The sequence below is a fragment of the Agrobacterium tumefaciens str. B6 genome (assembly GCF_001541315.1).
In the GTDB taxonomy this organism is placed as follows: Bacteria; Pseudomonadota; Alphaproteobacteria; order Rhizobiales; family Rhizobiaceae; genus Agrobacterium; species Agrobacterium radiobacter.
The window spans coordinates 441,378-456,976 of record NZ_LMVK01000001.1; the positions used below are offsets into that span (position 1 = coordinate 441,378).

The window sequence follows — 15,599 nt, forward strand, 5'->3', positions numbered from 1 at the left end:
GTATTACCGGTCGCAACGTTTCGGCTTCATGTCACTCGGTTCGGAAATACTTAGTTTCAGAAACCAAACCCGCTGCGTGTGAAAAGAAATTCGCAGCGAAAAATTGCACAATTATTAATTTGAGCGCTAAGAAAAATTGGAAGATACTTATGGTTATTTTTCGATTTATTTAAATAGTAACTTTTCTATTTAGAAAGATAGTTACCAAGTCGCCAGAAAAACTGGTAATCAAAGCGTTAAAACGCGCAAACCCCGCGGCCTTGGGCGCGCGGGGTTAAAAAACAGGGTTAACGGGTGTCAATCCGGCACGAATGCCCGTCAGTTGAACGATCTGACGAGACTGCCGACGAGCAGGTTCCAGCCGTCGATCAGCACGAAGAACAGGATCTTGAACGGCAGGGAAATGGAGGTGGGCGGCAGCATCATCATGCCCATGGCCATGGTGATGGTGGCGACGATGAGATCGATGACCAGAAACGGCAGGATGATGAGGAAACCGATCTCGAAACCGCGCCGGATTTCCGACAGCATGAAGGCCGGAACGAGCACTCGATAGTCGACGACGTTGTTGGTCATGACTTCCTGTCCGCGCTCGCGGGCAATGTCGACGAACAGTTTCAGATCCTTGTCACGCGTATTGGCGTTCATGAAGGTGCGGAAGGGTTCGGCGATGCGCTCTACCGCCTGCTGCTCGTTGATCTGGTTCTGCAGCAGCGGCTGCACGCCGTCGGTCCAGGCTTTGTCGAAGGTGGGCGACATGACATAGAAGGTCATGAACATCGCCATCGACAGCAGGATCATGTTGGAAGGTGTCGAGGCAAGCCCCATGCCGGACCGTAGGATCGAGAAGGCGATCACGAAGCGCGGAAAGCTCGTGACCATGATCAGGATGCCCGGTGCGACGGAGAGAACCGTCAGAAGACCGAAGGTGCGGATGATCCATGCCGCAACAGAGCCGTCTATCTGCGTGTTGAACAGATCGGACGGAAATTGCTGGGCATTGGCAAGGCCCGGCAAAGCAAGGAGGACGGCGATGGTTACAAGAAATCGAATCATTCGATGACAAAGGTCCGGAACATGACCTTGGATACGCGCCCTTGAGAGCGCAGGTCAACTCGTTCCTGAATGTCATCCTTAAGATATTGAAAGCCGCGCGGCCCTTCCAGCTGCTGAAGGGAAACGGTGCGGATATAGGCCATGATGTCCTGGTGGATATCTTCCGCCAGACCCACCTCGACCGGTCCCTTGAACATCAGCGCTACTTCCAGCCGCACCCAGTTCGTCGAGGGATAAGCGAGGTTGGTGGTGATGGGATCAAGCTGGACGATGCCGTTCGCCTCAGCCGAGATTTTCTCGATACCCTCTTCCTTTTTCTCACCGTGCCCGCCGGCAGCAGCCGGTGCATGCGCCTCCGCGCCGGCGATCTTCGGCGCGATCATGCCACCCACGAGCCAGCCGCCCCCCGCACCGAGCAGGGTGAGGATCGCAACGCCTGCGATGGTCATGACCAGAGGGGAGGATTTTTTCTTGCCCTCTACCTGTTCGTTTTCCATGGGTCAGTCCGTTCCCGTGTACCGGCGTCAGAGCGGCGAGAACAGGTCGACGACCTGCTGCCCGACCGGGGGCTGCTGTACTTCCGTCAGACGTCCGCGACCGCCATAGGAGATGCGTGCTTCGGCGATGCGCTCGTAGGAGATGATGTTCTGTGCATCGACATCCTGCGGACGGACGATACCGCCGACGTTGAGGATGCGGATTTCGTGGTTCACGCGCACTTCCTGCGAGCCGCTGATGATGAGATTGCCGTTTTCCAGAATGCCGGTCACCACGGCGGCCACCAGCAGCGTCAGCTTTTCGGAACGCTTGGTCTTGCCCTTCGCCTGGGTGTCGGTGTCGGAGCCGTATTTGATGCTCGAGTCCGCTTCCGGGGTCCAGCCGAAGATTTCGGCCTTGGCCTTCCAGTTCAGGCCGCTGGCATTGGTGCGGTTGCGCTCGGTCTCGTTGTCGAAATCGGCCTTGTCGTTGATCTGGATGTTGACGGTCAGGATGTCGCCGATGTTGAGCGCGCGCAGATCCTTGAACAGCGCGCCCTGACTGTCGCTCCACAGCGAATAGCCGCTGGCCATGTGCTTCGGCTGCTTGGGATACATACCCATCTGCGGCGTCTGGCTGAATTGCAGGCCGCTGCCGATCGGGCTCATCGCAGGTGCGTTGCCTATTTCCTTCAGGGTCTGGTTGTTCTGGCAGCCGGCAAGCAGAGCGAGCGGCAGGAGGAGGGCCGGAAGACGACGCGTGCTCATGAAGGATCCTTCGAAGTGTTTTTATCGGTTGCCTGCGACATGATGCCGGCGACAGTGGCGGCTTTCTGCGCATCCATCTCACTGAGAATGAGACCCGATTGGCGCGGCGGCAGCTGCATGATGATGGCGGCCGCAATCTCCACATGCATCTTCTCAAGCTGCGGTGCGGCGGCATCGGCCTTCATCGTCTTGTAGATGTCGACGAGATTGCTTTTCGCCTGATTGAGGAAATGCTCGCGGCGCGCCAGCCAGTCCTCATATTCCGCCTTGCGGTCTTCCAGCACGGCAATGCGCTCATTGACGTCGGACTGCAGCTTTTCCAGCTCCTGCTTCTGCATGAGATAACGCTGGTCGCGGGCCGCATCGGCGATGTTGGTGCAGAATTTCTGGATTTCATCCTGCGTGCTGAGTTCCGAGACCACGTTCTGCTGGCTTTCGGCGCCAGCGGCGGGAAGCAGGAAAAGCAGCGAGGCGACAGCCGCGAAGCGGACAAGGCCATTCGGGAAAGCGTTTTTCTTCTGATTGTCCATCATTGCAGCACAAGCTCCGCTTGAAGGGCGCCGGCGGATTTGATGCCTTGCAGAATGGCGATGATACCATCCGCCTTGAGCCCGATGCTGTTGAGACCGGCAACCAGCGTGCGAAGATCAGGACCTTCGACGATGGCGACCTTGCTGCCTTCCTGCATTGCCATGATATCCGTCTGCGGCTGCACCGCCGTCTGACCGCGCGAGAAGGGTGCGGGCTGGATGACCTGCGGCGATTCCGTCACCTGCACGGTCAGCGTGCCATAGCTCACTGCCACGCGGGAAATGCGCACATCAGCACCGATGACGATCGTGCCGGTGCGTTCGTTGATCACGACCTTGGCCGGCGTATCCGTCTCCACCGTCAGGTTTTCGATTTCCGCCATCAGCCGGGTGAGATCAGCCACGCGGGGCTTCTGCACCGCGATTTCCTGCGAATCGCGCGGCTCGGCGATCGGATCGCCATAACGGGCGCGGGCAAAGGCGTTGACGACATCGGCTACGCGCACCGCGGTCGAAAAATCGGGATTGCGCAGCTGAAGGACCAGATTGACCGAATCCTTGAATTTGGACGGCAGCTCGCGCTCGATGATCGCGCCGTTCGGCACGCGTGCCGAAGTCGTGACGCCCTGCGTCAGCGTTGCAGCGTCACCCTGGGCGGAAAAGCCGTTGACGATCAGCGCTCCCTGGGCGACCGCGTAAATCTGTCCGTCCGCGCCGGAAAGCGAGGTCATGATCAGTGTACCGCCACGAAGTGAGGTGGCATCGCCCAGCGAGCTGACCGTCACGTCGACACGGCTGCCGGGGCTGGCGAAGGGCGGCAGGTTGGCCGTCACCATGACAGCGGCGATGTTCTTGGCGTTGGACTGACCGCCCTGTGTGGTGATGCCGAGGTTCTGCAGCATTGCGCGCATGGATTGCTCGGTAAACGGCGAGGAGCGCAGGCTGTCGCCCGTGCCCTGCAGGCCGACCACGAGACCATAACCGATCAGCTGGTTGTCGCGCCCCGCCTGCAGCGATGCGATATCCTTGATGCGGGATGTATCCGCATGGGCTGCGGGGAGGGAGAGGAAAGGCTGGGCCGAAAACAGGATGGCCGCGGCCAGGATACGAATCACTCTCATTTCGCCATCACCTGAATGGTTCCGTCCTTCATGACCGTGCCGCTGACCATCACGCCGGAATCGATGTTGCGTACCCGGACGACTTCGCCAAGCGAGCCGTCGGTCATTGGCGTTCCCGAAGCCATCAGCGTCATGTTGCCGATTGTGAAGACGAGTTTGACGCTGGTGCCGCGCGTGACGAGCGACGGTTCGCGCAAGGCGGCAACGGGGATCGTGCGGCCGGGAAGCAGGGTCTGCTTGGAGATCATGCCTTCCACTTCGCTGATGTCGCTCGCATAACCCGAGGAAATATTGGGATTGGTCACTTCCACCGGCTTCACCTGTTCAGGCGTGATTGTCTCGCCCGGATAGATGGTGCGCGTCGGAACCAGCGCCATCGGCGCCTGAGCAAGCGCGGGAGCCAGAGCCCCCAGTGAAAAGGCAGACGCCAGGCACATACGGACGAGCGCCGTTCTGCAGCTGCTATTGTTCCGGACAAACCTCATGTTCGCCTGCCTTTCCGTTCTTACTTCAGGTTCTTGCTGACAATCGAAGCCATTTCGTCAGCGGTGGTGATGACCTTGGAATTCATCTCATAAGCGCGCTGCGCCGTGATCAGGTCGGTGATTTCCTTGACGGCATCGACGTTCGAGCCTTCGAGGTAGGATTGCTTGATGTAGCCGTAGCTCGGATCGTCAGGCACGCCGATGACAGCGTCGCCGGATGCCGGCGTCTGGGCAAAGAGGTTGTCGCCGAGCGGCTTCAGGCCGGCTTCGTTGGCGAAGTTGGCAATGGTCAGCTGGCCAAGCTCGGTGAAGTCGGCGGCGTTGCCGATACGGGCCGTCACCTGACCCGTGCGGGTAACGGTGATGTCCTGCGCGTCGGTCGGGATATTGATGTTGGGAATGACGTTGTAGCCATCGACAGTCACCAGATTGCCGTCGGCATTCTTGTTGAAGGCGCCGGCGCGGCTGTAGAGCGTCGAACCGTCAGCTGCTTCGATCTGGAACCAGCCCTGACCGATGATCGCAACGTCCAGCTTGTTGCCGGTCTCGATCAGGTTACCCTGGGTGTGGATGTTACGCACCGCCGAGGTCTGCACGCCGAGACCGATATTGGCGCCTTCGGGCACGATCGCCTGATTGGCGCGGTTCGGCACACCCTGCATGCGCTCGGTCTGGTAGAGAAGATCGGTGAACTCCGCACGCGCGCGCTTGTAGCCGGTGGTGTTGATGTTGGCGATGTTGTTGGCAATGACTTCCAGATTGGTCTGCTGGGCGTCCATACCGGTGGCAGCGATGGCAAGAGCTCTCATGTCAATATTCCTGCTGGGCTAGATCTGCATCTTGGTAATGTCGAGATAGGCCGACACGATCTTGTCTCGGAGCGCGATGGCGGTTTGCAGTGACTGTTCGGCCGAAAGCATGGCATCGACCACTTCACGCGTATTCGCCTTGCCCTGAATGCCTTCGAAGGAAGCGACTTCCGCCTTCTTCAGATTGTTCATCGCATCAATCGATACGTTGCCGAGAACGCTGGCGAAGCTTGCGCCTGTCTGCTGCGCGGGTGTCGTCTGCTGCTGATCGCCGAAAAGGCTTTCCGTCAGCGAGGAGACGCCGCTTGCGCCGCGGGTAAGCGAGAGGGAACTGACTTGCTTGATACCGTCGATCATTGCGATGCCTTCAGAAGGTCGATTGTGGAGGCGACGAGGTCGCGTGTCTGGCGGATGACCTGAAGATTGGCGTCGTAGCTGCGGTTGGCTTCGCGCATGTCAGCCATTTCGATCAGGATATTGACGTTCGGCATCTTCACCATGCCGTTGCTATCGGCGGCCGGATTGCCGGGATCGTATTCGTTGACGAAATCACCACGGTCCACGCCGAGCTTCTTCACCGTCACGCGCTCCACACCGCTGACACGGTCGAGCTCGGAGCCGAAGGTGACGGTCTTGCGGCGATAGGGGTCGGCGCCGGGGGTGTCGCCGGTGGATCTGGCGTTGGCAATGTTTTCCGAAACAATGCGCAGGCGTGTGGACTGCACTTCGAGACCGCTGCCGGCGATTTTGCTCGCCGCACTCAAGGGATCCATGGATTACCTCTTTACCGTCATCAGCATCATGCGATGGAAGGATTTGACGAGATTGGCGTTCAGGTCGTACTGCCGCTTGATCTCGCCGGTCTTGGTCATTTCTTCAGCAAGCGCGACCGAATTGCCGGACTCCTGCATGCCGATCTCGTTATTGATCGGGTTGTCGCGCACCGCGATATTTTCGCTTAGCTCGCTCGCCCCGAAATGGGCGGGATGAGTCTTCGCCATACCGACCTGCTGGCTGGTGGCCTGCATGACCGCTTCGAAGGGGTTGACATCCTTGGCGTGGAACTTGGGTGTGTTGGCGTTGGCGATGTTGGTCGCCACGACTTCCTGCCGCACGCTCAGCCATTCCGCTTGGCGGGATGCCAGTTCGAACAGTTGAATCGGTTGCATAGACTTCTCCATCTCGTATGGCCCGAACCTACGGGGCTAATCTTGCGTCAGACTTGCGGGGAGGGATGGCGCTGCATAACGACGGAGAAAGGGGCGTGCGCAGGCGGCCCGCACAAAACAAAAAAGGCGCGCCGGCAGATGCGGCGCGCCCTTCCGTTGAGAGAAAAACCGTTATTTTTCGGGGTGGTAGGTCTTGCCGGAGGAGGTCTCTATCAGCCACTCGCCGTTGCGCTGCTCGATCTTTGTCAGCAATGCATTGTCCGGCAGGGTCGAACCGACTCGCACCATATACATGCCCGAACCGTCCTCGATCAGGGCGCGGCCATTGGAAACATGCAGCAGACGGAAGGATGTCTGGCCGGGGAAGGGCTGGTCCTCGATCCCGGCTGCCAGATTGTTCTGTTTTTCCTTGCCGCCCGCGTTGACGGTTGCCGTCGTCAGCATGTCGGGCAGCTCCGCCGGCGGCGGGGTGTCTTCCTTGTTGCGGTTGGTCATGGCCATCGGCGAAACGCTGAAGACTTCCCGCGGGCCGGTATGGGGCAGATCGCGGGTGCGGTCGCCGCCCGCCACTTTCATGCCGAATTTGTCTTCGTTGAAGAACACGTACCATGGGAAAAAGGCTGCTGCAGCGGCGAGTCCGATGCCCGTCCATGCGAGAATACGGTCAGGCGTAAAGAAAACAGGCTTGGGCAGCACGTCTTCATCATGGCTATTGTCATTCCGCTTGTTCACGGGTCAGCCTCTCACTCTCGGGTTTACCTGGGGCTGGCCATTCTGTGCTCCCCCGCGCAGCGCGGTCGCCAGGTCGGCATAGGCGTCTTGCGCTGCCGGTTCGCTCGGCAGCTGTTTCAGCGTTTCATAGATGATCGGGACCTGCTTCACCGCCATGTCGAGATCGGGGGCGGGGCGGGGCCGATAACCGCCGATAAGGCGAAGATCCCGCGTTTCCTCGAAGCGGTGCACCAGCGCCTTGAGGCGTGACACCAGCTTTTCCTGATCCGGCGTCCAGGCCTTCTTGGCGAGACGGGAGATCGAGGCGAGGGGATTGATCGGCGGATAACGGCCTTCTTCCGCAAGGCTGCGGTCCAGCACGATATGGCCGTCGAGAATACCGCGGGTCGAATCGGCAATCGGATCGTTGTGATTGTCGCCATCCACCAGAATGGAGACGATGGCGGTGATGGTGCCGGTGCCTTCCGCGCCCGGTCCCGCCCGTTCCAGCAGTCGCGGCAGTTCGGTAAAGACCGAGGCGGGATAGCCGCGCGCCACCGGCGGCTCGCCCGAAGCGACCGCCACTTCGCGGATCGCATGGGCAAATCGCGTCACGCTGTCGATGATGAGAAGGACATTGTCGCCCTGATCGCGGAAATGCTCGGCGATGGTAACGGCGGAAAGCGGGGCCAACTTGCGCAGCATCGGGCTCTCATCGCTCGTCGCGACGACGGCGATGGACTTGCTCATATTCTCGCCCATCGTGTCTTCGATGAATTCGCGCACTTCGCGGCCACGTTCGCCGACAAGCGCAATCACCACCTTGTCGAAGGCGTCTGCCTTGGCGAGCATGGACAGCAGCGTGGATTTACCGACGCCGGAACCTGCGAAAATGCCGAGGCGCTGGCCGAGGCAAAGCGGCGAAAAGATATCGATTGCCCGCACACCCGTCTTGAAGGGTGTCTCCACCCTTTTGCGCGTCATCGAGGGCGGCGCATTGTTGGAAATCGAACGGCGCTCAATGCCGGCGGCAAGAGGCCCCTGGCCGTCAATCGGCTCGCCGAGCGCATTGATGGTGCGTCCGCACCAGCTGTCGTCGGGCGAGACGCGGAAGGCGCCCTTGCGGATGACGGTGTCGTGAATGCCGATAGGCTCGCCCGGTTCGATGGGGCAGACGTAACAGATATCCGGTTCCACGCGCACCACTTCGCCGAGATGGATGCCGGTCGTGCTGCGATGGGCGACGAATTCGCCGAGCCTCACATGCCGCGACAGGCCGGAAACCGTATAGTGCCCGGCGGCGATGGTGCGGACATGACCGCCATGCGCCACCGAGAACTCCGGATCGGCATAATGCCCGGCAAGGCTCGCCAGCTGCGCGAGCTTCGGTGAAATGGCCCCAGCCGAGAGCATGGATTCCGGCATTGTCATCACTCAGTTCCTCAACGCGCGCCGCCAAGCGTCTTGATGCCCTCGCCGAAGGTCGATTCGGTGTCGCGCATCAGCGAGGAGATGCTTTCAAAGGCGCGGTTGACCTGAATGAGCTGCGTCATCTGGGAAATGCCGTTGACGTTCGACTGCTCGAGGTAACCCTGAACGACGCCGACTTCATGATTGTTGACGACCGGAACCGGCTGCGCCACCGGCTTCACGCCGCTATTGGGATGACGCAGGAAGCCTTGCGAAAAATCCGCCTGGTAGATGCCGAGCGTGGCGACGATGTTCTCGTTCTGGCGGATGGCTCCGTCGAGACCGACGGTGATAGGACCGCCATTCGGATTGAGCTGGATCGGGCCGCCGCCGGCATCGAGAACGGGATAACCGCTCGAGGAGATGAGCGCGCCGTCCGGACGCATGGTGAAACGGCCGTCGCGGGTCAAGATCTGACCATCAGGCGTATCCAGCGAGAACCAGGCATCGCCCTTGATGGCGAAATCGAAGGAATTGCCGGTCTGCTCGAATGCACCCTGGCGGGTGGAGAGATAGTCGTTGCCCTGGGAAACGAAAGCCACCCTGGCGTTCATGTCATTGTGGTTCTTGGCGACCATCTCATCGAATTTCACTTCGGAGCCGCGGAAGCCGACCGTGTTCACATTCGCCATATTGTCGGAAATGGTGGTAAGACGGCGCTCCAGCGCGATCTGCGAGGACAGGGCGACGTATAGTCCGGATTGCATATCATTTGCCTCCGAGTTTCAGGGAGTTGATGGAGATCAGCAGGTCGGGGGAAATGCCGTAGCCGCTGGAGGAGCCGAAAACGGCCAAGGGGTCATAGGTCGTAGAGGGATTTTGCATTTCCCACATGATGGTGAAACGCTCGAGCAGCTTGCCGACCTTTTCAGGATCCTGCAGATCCTTGATATCGATGCTTTTTTCGATGAGCGCGGCCTGCTTGTCGACATCGGCCGCCGCAAATGCGTCGGGCAGGTTGAACGTTGTGCGGAATACCTGCGCAAGCGCGTCGTCGGCGAGGAAATCGAGGCCGGATTTTATTGTCGGCGCCTTGCGCTCGAAATAAAGGGCAAGCCGGACGCCGTTATTGTCGTCGCCCGCTTCCTGTTCCAGCGTCTGGCGCGTGTATTTACTGACGACACCTGATTTGGCTGCCTCGGTGGAGGTCGCTGCCGCACCCAGGCCTGCGAAATCCAGGGACTTTGCAAGCTCTGCATACCGGTTGTCGGAAAGCTTGTTGGCGAAGGCGTTCTTGTCCGAGGCGCCTTCCGTCAGCACCTTGCGGATGAAGGCCTTCGCATAGGCCATATCCTCGAGCCCGTGGGCTTTCAGGGCGTAATTATAAAGGCGCGTATCGGCCATGAAGTCGTCGATGGATTTCACATCGCCGATCTTTGCACGGTAATATTCGGTCTCGCGCGCCACGTCGGGCTGCTTCGACACCCGCTCAAGCGATTTGCCGATATCCTGACTGATCAGTCTGTAGCTGGTATAGGTGGAAGTCACTGAACCGCCGCTCTCGTTTGATCCCGATCTCAAGGCGCACGTCCGCCTTTGCCGGCATATTGCCGTGGCTTGCTTGTGCGAAACTGGCTGGAGGCGGGAGCATGGGGAGGCTTTGCGGACAGGTTCACGCAAGCCACATTTTCTAGACATGGCGGCATGGAACACTGTTCGGGCGTGGTCGATCAATGAATATTGTAATTGGACTTATAATCACCTTCGGCTGCATCATCGGCGGCTATATGGCGATGGGCGGTCATCTGGACGTGCTGGTTCAGCCGTTCGAATTGATGATCATTGGCGGCGCCGGCCTCGGCGGCTTCATCATGGCAAACCCCATGAAGGTCGTGAAGGATTCGGGCAAGGCGCTCGGCGAGGCCTTCAAGCATTCGGTCCCGAAGGAGCGAAACTATCTCGACGTGCTCGGCGTGCTTTATTCGCTGATGCGCGATCTGCGCACGAAATCGCGCAACGAGATCGAGGCCCATATCGACAATCCCGAGGAATCCTCGATCTTCCAGAGCGCGCCGTCGGTCCTGAAGAACAAGGAACTGACCTCGTTCATCTGTGACTATGTCCGTCTCATCATCATCGGCAATGCCCGCAGCCACGAAATCGAGGCGCTGATGGATGAAGAAATCGAAACCATCTTGCATGACAAGCTGAAGCCCTATCACGCGATCACCACCATGGGCGATTCCTTCCCCGCCATCGGTATCGTCGCGGCGGTTCTCGGCGTCATCAAGGCCATGGGCAAGATCAACGAATCGCCTGAAGTGCTCGGCGGCCTGATCGGCGCCGCACTCGTCGGCACCATGCTCGGCATCATCCTGTCCTATTCGATCTGCAACCCGCTCGCTTCGCAGGTCAAGATCGTCCGCACCAAGCAGCACCGCCTCTACATCATCGTCAAGCAGACGCTGATCGCTTACATGAACGGCTCGGTGCCGCAGGTCGCGCTCGAATACGGCCGCAAGACCATCTCCAACTACGAGCGGCCGTCCATTGACGCCGTCGAACAGGAGATGATGAACCCCGGCGGCGAAAACAAGGCGGCATGACGATGGCAAAAGCTGCAGCGCAACAAGCACCCGCCATCGACACCGCCCTTCTCGCAAAATTGACGGGAGGGCTGTCTGACCGCAAGACGATCGCCAAGATCGGTTCCGATATCGGCCATCTCTACAGCGAATTCCTGCCTGACATCTTCCACAGCGAGACCGGCATCGCGATCGATGTGGAATATGTCAGCTCCGAATCGGGCCTGATGACCGATCTCATCGCCAATGTTGGGAGCAATGTCGCGGTTGCCGATTGTTCCCTGCGCAACTGGTGCCCCAATTTCATGATGACTGTCGGCAACGGCTTCGTCATCGCGCTCATGGAGCGCATGCTGGGCGCGTCGCCGGACATGATCGGCGAACCGGATGAGCGCAGCCTGTCCCATATCGAGCTCGACCTCGCGGCCATGGTTCTTGGCCGCATCGCCGGTGCCCTGCGCTCCGGCGTCAACGCGCCCGGCGGTTTTGAGGCGACGATCGAGCCGCCGTTCAACTCCAACGGTAAAAGCGCCTTCGAGGAAATGATCGCCGGTCTTTACGGCGTGACCATCCGCATGAAGATCGATATCGGCAAGGTCTCGTCGGAATTTACCCTCATCGTGCCGCAGCGCCCCCTGCTAAGAACCTCCATCGTCGCTCCCAAGGCTTCCGCCCAGGCGCTGAAGAAGCAGGAGGAATGGATGGAGATGATTTCGGAGCAGGTGAAGCGATCGCAGGTAACGCTCGAGGCGCGCATCAAGCTCGAAACGCTGACGCTCAGGACAATTTCCAAGCTGGTGGCCGGTGATGTCATTCCGTTCCAGGCTCTGAAGCAGGACGATATCGGCGTCGAGGTCAGCGCCAACGGTTCCAAGCTCTATAATTGCGAATTCGGCAAGTCCGGCGACCGCTACATGGTTCGGGTGAAGAACAATGTCAGCACGGACGACGAGATCTTACGACATTTGATGGGTTAAATCCTGCCCGGCCTTTCGGGTTCTGGGCAGGCTGACGCAAGTTTCAAAGGGAATAATCAGCGCATGGCTACGAAGAAAACACCTGTGACCGATGATGCGGCGTTGCCGTCGTTTGAAGACGGCGGCGACCTCGACCAGGCTATCGGCGATCTGCGTGGCGTCCTCAAGACGGATGCGGAAGGCTCGCTCTCCGATTTTGGCGACTTCGGCGATTTCGGAAGCACGGACGAGGTTTCGACCGAAACCGACCTTTCCGCCTTTGGTGGCGGAGCGGCCGACTTTGCGATGGACGATTTTGCCGCCGCCCCGCAGGTTGCGGGCGTGAAGGCGCCGCTTGGCAGCGGATTGTCCGAGAATATGGAAATGATCATGGATATCCCGATCGATGTCCAGATCGTTCTCGGCACCAGCAGAATGCTCGTTTCGGGGCTGATGAGCCTCGAAGAGGGCGCAACGATCGCGCTTGATCGCAAGATTGGCGAGCCGGTCGAGATCATGGTGAATGGCCGCCGTATTGCGCGCGGTGAAATAACGGTTCTGGAAGACGACGATACGCGCTTCGGCGTAAAATTGATTGAAGTACTGAGTACGCGAAAAGCCTGATCCCTGTGGGGACGGAGAGGAAAGACCATGATGGACTTCGAGGATTTCGGTAACCCCCTTGCGGGCAAGCCGTTGTCTCAGGCCGACAAGGCGGCCGCGGTGCTTCTTGCCATGGGCAAGGGCGTCGCCGGCAAGCTGCTGAAGTTTTTCACCCAGCACGAACTGCAGATGATCATTTCCTCGGCCCAGACCCTGCGCGTCATTCCTCCCGATGAGCTTGCACAGATCGTAGCCGAGTTCGAGGACCTGTTCACCGAAGGAACGGGTCTGATGGACAATGCCAAGGCCATCGAGAGCATTCTCGAAGAGGGCCTGACCCCTGAAGAGGTGGACAGCCTTCTCGGCCGCCGCGCGGCTTTCCAGGCCTATGAAGCATCGATCTGGGACCGCCTGCAGGAAGCCGAGCCGGAATTCGTCGGCAAGTTCCTGCTGCGCGAACATCCGCAGACCATCGCTTATATTCTCTCCATGCTGCCTTCCTCCTTCGGCGCTAAGGTTCTCCTCACCATTCCGGAAGAGCAGCGCGCCGATATCATGAACCGTACCGTCAACATGAAGGAAGTCAGCCCGACGGCTGCCCAGATCATCGAGAAGCGTGTGGTCAACCTCATCAACGAAATAGAGGCCGAGCGCAATGCGGGCGGTTCCACGAAGGTTGCGGATCTGATGAACGAACTGGACAAGCCGCAGGTCGATACGCTGCTCAGCTCTCTCGAGACGCTCAGCAAGGAAGCCGCAAACAAGGTGAAGCCGAAGATCTTCCTCTTCGACGACCTCATGTTCATGCCGCAGCGCAGCCGCGTCCTGCTGCTCAACGATGTTTCGGCCGATGTCATGACGATGGCGCTGCGCGGCGCCACGATGGAAATCAAGGAATGTGTGCTCTCCAGCATCAGCCCGCGCCAGCGCCGCATGATCGAATCGGACCTTGCGGTGCCGCAGGCCTCGATCAACACCCGCGAAGTGGCGATTGCCCGCCGCGCGGTGGCGCAGGAGGCGATCCGGCTGGCCAATTCCGGCCAGATCCAGCTGAAGGAAGCCTCTGCGGAGGAACAACCGGCCGCCGCTTAAGCGGAAGCCGGTTGATAACCCGCCCTTACGGCGGAACCGGCCATTGCGATGGCCGGTCACGGACGCTAGTTTCGGGATGACGGCCTGCCGGGATCGGCGGGCCCTTTTTTTTGATCCCGGGAACGTGCCTTGGCAGACGATCAGGACAAGGACAGTAAAACAGAAGCCCCGACGGAGAAAAAACTCCGCGATGCGGCGGAAAAGGGCAATCTTCCCTTTTCCCGCGAAGTGCCGATCTTTGCCTCCTCACTCGCTTTTTATTGTTACCTGGTCTTCTTCCTGCCCGATGGCGCCGGTCGCCTTGGCGTCACATTGAAGGACCTGTTCGGCCAGCCCGAACAGTGGGACCTCAGCACCCGGCCGGATGCCCTGTCGCTGTTGTATTTTCTCGGCACGTCGATTGCCTATCTGCTCATGCCGGCGATGATCATGTTCATGGTTTTCGGGCTTGCTTCGTCGTTTTTCCAGAACCTGCCGTCGCCGGTGCTTGAGCGGGTGCGTCCGCAATGGTCACGCGTCTCACCGGCGAAGGGCTTCACGCGCATCTACAGCAAGCAGGGTTTTGTGGAATTCGGCAAATCCGTATTCAAGATCATGATCGTCTCGGTCATCATGTTCTTTGCTTTGCGTGGCGATTTTTACAGCCTCATCGATCTGATGTTCTCCGATCCGCAGGTCATTTTCGTCCGGGTGGTCGAGATCGTCAAAAAAATGATGGTCGTTATTCTGCTTTCCACCGCGCTGCTTGCTGCCGTCGACGTTTTGTGGACGCGCCATCACTGGTTCAGCCAGTTGAAAATGACGAAGCATGAGGTGAAGGAAGAATACAAGCAGTCGCAGGGCGACCCCGTGGTCAAATCCCGCCAGCGTTCCATCGCCCGCGACCGTGCCCGCCGTCGCATGATCAACAATGTGCCGCGCGCAACGCTTGTCATCGCCAACCCCACACACTTTGCGGTGGCGCTGCGTTATGTTCGCGAAGAAGGCGACGCACCTGTTGTCGTGGCCAAGGGCCAGGACCTTATCGCATTGAAAATCCGCGAGATTGCGGAAGAAAACAATATCCCCGTTTTTGAGGACCCTCCGCTTGCACGCTCCATGTTTGCGCAAGTCTCGGTAGATAGTGTGATTCCACCAGTCTTTTACAAGGCTGTGGCTGAGCTCGTTCATCGGGTTTACGCCATGAAGTCATCGAAAATACGGGTTCAATAAAACCAATGAAAAAATCCGCCTATTCCGAACAGCGGGAAATGATCGTCGCAGAGGCGATCAACCCGATCGCCACCGAACTTCGATTGTTAGACCCGGCCGACCTGATTTCGCTGCTCAGATTTGAGTGCTATAGCAGTATCGCCGACCTCGTTTCGTCGGCGGCTGAGCTTTATTATCATCCCGGTACGATCAATTTCGGCGCCGGCGGCGAATACAAGCTCGAATGGGAAGGCGCGCCGGAGATCGTCCTCGATCTCGAGCTCAAGCCAAAGGGCGCCACGGTCTATGCGCGGTTGACGCTCGCCAACGAACATGCAGCGGTTGAGATCAATCACGTCTCGTTTCAGAACCCTTCCGAAAACCCGGACGAAAACACCGAGTTTCTTCGGAAAAGCCTGACGGCTGCCCGATTCGTGCCCACCCGTCAGGGTGAAGCGGCTTAACCGGATCATCCGCTGAATATTGCCGTCATGTCCGTTGCGCCCGCCGAAATCGCGGGCGCAACGGCCTCGTTCCGGTGCGTTTTGACCAGAGCTTGCCTGAAGCCTGCCGGTTTATGCGAAACCCGGCTGTGAAAGGCAGGAACGCCTTGCAAATCAGTCCTGTTGTTTGTTAC

19 protein-coding genes and 1 pseudogene are annotated in these 15,599 nt (G+C 59.0%); 6 read left to right on the plus strand and 14 right to left on the minus strand.

Annotated elements, in window-relative coordinates; genetic code table 11:
* Positions 1 to 318 precede the first annotated feature (318 nt).
* From fliP to ASB65_RS02230, 14 genes and pseudogenes are all read right to left on the minus strand, one after another.
* The gene (fliP, locus tag ASB65_RS02165) at positions 319 to 1,056 is read right to left on the minus strand and encodes a flagellar type III secretion system pore protein FliP (RefSeq protein WP_003493833.1); all 738 of its coding nucleotides are present in this window, start codon (positions 1,054 to 1,056) and stop codon (positions 319 to 321) included.
* Positions 1,053 to 1,553, minus strand: a complete 501-nt coding sequence (locus ASB65_RS02170; protein WP_020811291.1) for a flagellar basal body-associated FliL family protein — start codon at positions 1,551 to 1,553, stop codon at positions 1,053 to 1,055. Before ASB65_RS02170 ends, fliP begins: the two co-directional genes overlap by 4 nt.
* A 27-nt stretch (positions 1,554 to 1,580) precedes the next feature.
* Entirely contained in the window at positions 1,581 to 2,300 is a 720-nt protein-coding gene (gene flgH / locus ASB65_RS02175; RefSeq protein ID WP_003503434.1) for a flagellar basal body L-ring protein FlgH, read from the minus strand.
* Entirely contained in the window at positions 2,297 to 2,833 is a 537-nt protein-coding gene (locus ASB65_RS02180) for a MotE family protein (protein WP_003503433.1), read from the minus strand. Before ASB65_RS02180 ends, flgH begins: the two co-directional genes overlap by 4 nt.
* Positions 2,830 to 3,882, minus strand: a pseudogene (locus tag ASB65_RS02185) (flagellar basal body P-ring protein FlgI); the annotation flags it as partial. The gene ASB65_RS02180 and the pseudogene ASB65_RS02185, both read right to left, overlap by 4 nt.
* A gap of 65 nt (positions 3,883 to 3,947) precedes the next feature.
* Positions 3,948 to 4,436: a flagellar basal body P-ring formation chaperone FlgA gene (flgA, locus tag ASB65_RS02190; RefSeq protein WP_020811270.1), complete on the minus strand. Its 489-nt coding sequence runs from the start codon at positions 4,434 to 4,436 to the stop codon at positions 3,948 to 3,950.
* 20 nt (positions 4,437 to 4,456) lie between these two features.
* Positions 4,457 to 5,245 carry a flagellar basal-body rod protein FlgG gene (flgG, locus tag ASB65_RS02195; RefSeq protein ID WP_003503427.1) on the minus strand — a complete coding sequence of 263 codons (789 nt, stop codon included), beginning with the start codon at positions 5,243 to 5,245 and terminating at the stop codon, positions 4,457 to 4,459.
* Positions 5,246 to 5,263: 18 nt separating this feature from the next.
* Positions 5,264 to 5,602 (minus strand): flagellar hook-basal body complex protein FliE, encoded by a 339-nt coding sequence (locus tag ASB65_RS02200; protein ID WP_003503424.1) that lies wholly within the window; start codon positions 5,600 to 5,602, stop codon positions 5,264 to 5,266.
* Entirely contained in the window at positions 5,599 to 6,018 is a 420-nt protein-coding gene (flgC, locus tag ASB65_RS02205) for a flagellar basal body rod protein FlgC (protein WP_003503422.1), read from the minus strand. Before flgC ends, ASB65_RS02200 begins: the two co-directional genes overlap by 4 nt.
* Before the next feature lie 3 nt (positions 6,019 to 6,021).
* Positions 6,022 to 6,414, minus strand: coding sequence for a flagellar basal body rod protein FlgB (flgB, locus tag ASB65_RS02210; RefSeq protein ID WP_003503414.1), 393 nt, complete (start codon positions 6,412 to 6,414; stop codon positions 6,022 to 6,024).
* A 171-nt stretch (positions 6,415 to 6,585) separates the two neighbouring features.
* On the minus strand, positions 6,586 to 7,146 hold the full coding sequence (locus tag ASB65_RS02215; protein WP_003503413.1) for a hypothetical protein: 561 nt from the start codon (positions 7,144 to 7,146) through the stop codon (positions 6,586 to 6,588).
* Between the two features lie 3 nt (positions 7,147 to 7,149).
* Positions 7,150 to 8,556: a flagellar protein export ATPase FliI gene (gene fliI / locus ASB65_RS02220; RefSeq protein WP_060722895.1), complete on the minus strand. Its 1,407-nt coding sequence runs from the start codon at positions 8,554 to 8,556 to the stop codon at positions 7,150 to 7,152.
* An 11-nt stretch (positions 8,557 to 8,567) separates the two neighbouring features.
* Positions 8,568 to 9,302, minus strand: coding sequence for a flagellar basal-body rod protein FlgF (gene flgF, locus ASB65_RS02225; RefSeq protein ID WP_003503411.1), 735 nt, complete (start codon positions 9,300 to 9,302; stop codon positions 8,568 to 8,570).
* Between the two features lies 1 nt (position 9,303).
* A complete protein-coding gene (locus ASB65_RS02230) occupies positions 9,304 to 10,083 on the minus strand; it encodes a DUF1217 domain-containing protein (protein ID WP_060722896.1) in 780 nt (259 codons plus the stop codon).
* Positions 10,084 to 10,268: 185 nt separating this feature from the next.
* Between ASB65_RS02230 and motA the strand changes: the two genes are divergently transcribed.
* The 6 genes from motA (at position 10,269) to ASB65_RS02260 (ending at position 15,426) form a co-directional block, all read left to right on the plus strand.
* A complete protein-coding gene (motA, locus tag ASB65_RS02235; protein ID WP_003503407.1) occupies positions 10,269 to 11,141 on the plus strand; it encodes a flagellar motor stator protein MotA in 873 nt (290 codons plus the stop codon).
* Positions 11,138 to 12,097 carry a FliM/FliN family flagellar motor switch protein gene (locus tag ASB65_RS02240; RefSeq protein ID WP_060722897.1) on the plus strand — a complete coding sequence of 320 codons (960 nt, stop codon included), beginning with the start codon at positions 11,138 to 11,140 and terminating at the stop codon, positions 12,095 to 12,097. Before motA ends, ASB65_RS02240 begins: the two co-directional genes overlap by 4 nt.
* 63 nt (positions 12,098 to 12,160) lie before the next feature.
* The gene (fliN, locus tag ASB65_RS02245) at positions 12,161 to 12,700 is read left to right on the plus strand and encodes a flagellar motor switch protein FliN (protein WP_003503403.1); all 540 of its coding nucleotides are present in this window, start codon (positions 12,161 to 12,163) and stop codon (positions 12,698 to 12,700) included.
* 27 nt (positions 12,701 to 12,727) lie between these two features.
* Positions 12,728 to 13,771 (plus strand): flagellar motor switch protein FliG, encoded by a 1,044-nt coding sequence (fliG, locus tag ASB65_RS02250; protein ID WP_003503398.1) that lies wholly within the window; start codon positions 12,728 to 12,730, stop codon positions 13,769 to 13,771.
* Positions 13,772 to 13,900: 129 nt separating this feature from the next.
* Entirely contained in the window at positions 13,901 to 14,983 is a 1,083-nt protein-coding gene (gene flhB, locus ASB65_RS02255; RefSeq protein WP_003503396.1) for a flagellar biosynthesis protein FlhB, read from the plus strand.
* A gap of 5 nt (positions 14,984 to 14,988) precedes the next feature.
* Positions 14,989 to 15,426 carry a hypothetical protein gene (locus ASB65_RS02260; RefSeq protein WP_003503394.1) on the plus strand — a complete coding sequence of 146 codons (438 nt, stop codon included), beginning with the start codon at positions 14,989 to 14,991 and terminating at the stop codon, positions 15,424 to 15,426.
* The last annotated feature ends 173 nt before the right edge of the window (positions 15,427 to 15,599 follow it).

What these genes read in the sequence shown, in the direction of transcription:
- fliN (WP_003503403.1), top strand. Translation starts at nt 12,161, where the DNA reads ATGGCTACGAAGAAAACACCTGTGACCGATGATGCGGCGTTGCCGTCG.
- flgB (WP_003503414.1), bottom strand. Translation starts at nt 6,414, where the DNA reads ATGCAACCGATTCAACTGTTCGAACTGGCATCCCGCCAAGCGGAATGG.
- fliI (WP_060722895.1), bottom strand. Translation starts at nt 8,556, where the DNA reads ATGACAATGCCGGAATCCATGCTCTCGGCTGGGGCCATTTCACCGAAG.
- ASB65_RS02260 (WP_003503394.1), top strand. Translation starts at nt 14,989, where the DNA reads ATGAAAAAATCCGCCTATTCCGAACAGCGGGAAATGATCGTCGCAGAG.
- ASB65_RS02200 (WP_003503424.1), bottom strand. Translation starts at nt 5,602, where the DNA reads ATGATCGACGGTATCAAGCAAGTCAGTTCCCTCTCGCTTACCCGCGGC.
- flgH (WP_003503434.1), bottom strand. Translation starts at nt 2,300, where the DNA reads ATGAGCACGCGTCGTCTTCCGGCCCTCCTCCTGCCGCTCGCTCTGCTT.
- flgF (WP_003503411.1), bottom strand. Translation starts at nt 9,302, where the DNA reads ATGCAATCCGGACTATACGTCGCCCTGTCCTCGCAGATCGCGCTGGAG.
- flgG (WP_003503427.1), bottom strand. Translation starts at nt 5,245, where the DNA reads ATGAGAGCTCTTGCCATCGCTGCCACCGGTATGGACGCCCAGCAGACC.
- fliP (WP_003493833.1), bottom strand. Translation starts at nt 1,056, where the DNA reads ATGATTCGATTTCTTGTAACCATCGCCGTCCTCCTTGCTTTGCCGGGC.
- motA (WP_003503407.1), top strand. Translation starts at nt 10,269, where the DNA reads ATGAATATTGTAATTGGACTTATAATCACCTTCGGCTGCATCATCGGC.
- ASB65_RS02240 (WP_060722897.1), top strand. Translation starts at nt 11,138, where the DNA reads ATGACGATGGCAAAAGCTGCAGCGCAACAAGCACCCGCCATCGACACC.
- ASB65_RS02170 (WP_020811291.1), bottom strand. Translation starts at nt 1,553, where the DNA reads ATGGAAAACGAACAGGTAGAGGGCAAGAAAAAATCCTCCCCTCTGGTC.
- fliG (WP_003503398.1), top strand. Translation starts at nt 12,728, where the DNA reads ATGATGGACTTCGAGGATTTCGGTAACCCCCTTGCGGGCAAGCCGTTG.
- flgA (WP_020811270.1), bottom strand. Translation starts at nt 4,436, where the DNA reads ATGAGGTTTGTCCGGAACAATAGCAGCTGCAGAACGGCGCTCGTCCGT.
- ASB65_RS02180 (WP_003503433.1), bottom strand. Translation starts at nt 2,833, where the DNA reads ATGATGGACAATCAGAAGAAAAACGCTTTCCCGAATGGCCTTGTCCGC.
- flgC (WP_003503422.1), bottom strand. Translation starts at nt 6,018, where the DNA reads ATGGATCCCTTGAGTGCGGCGAGCAAAATCGCCGGCAGCGGTCTCGAA.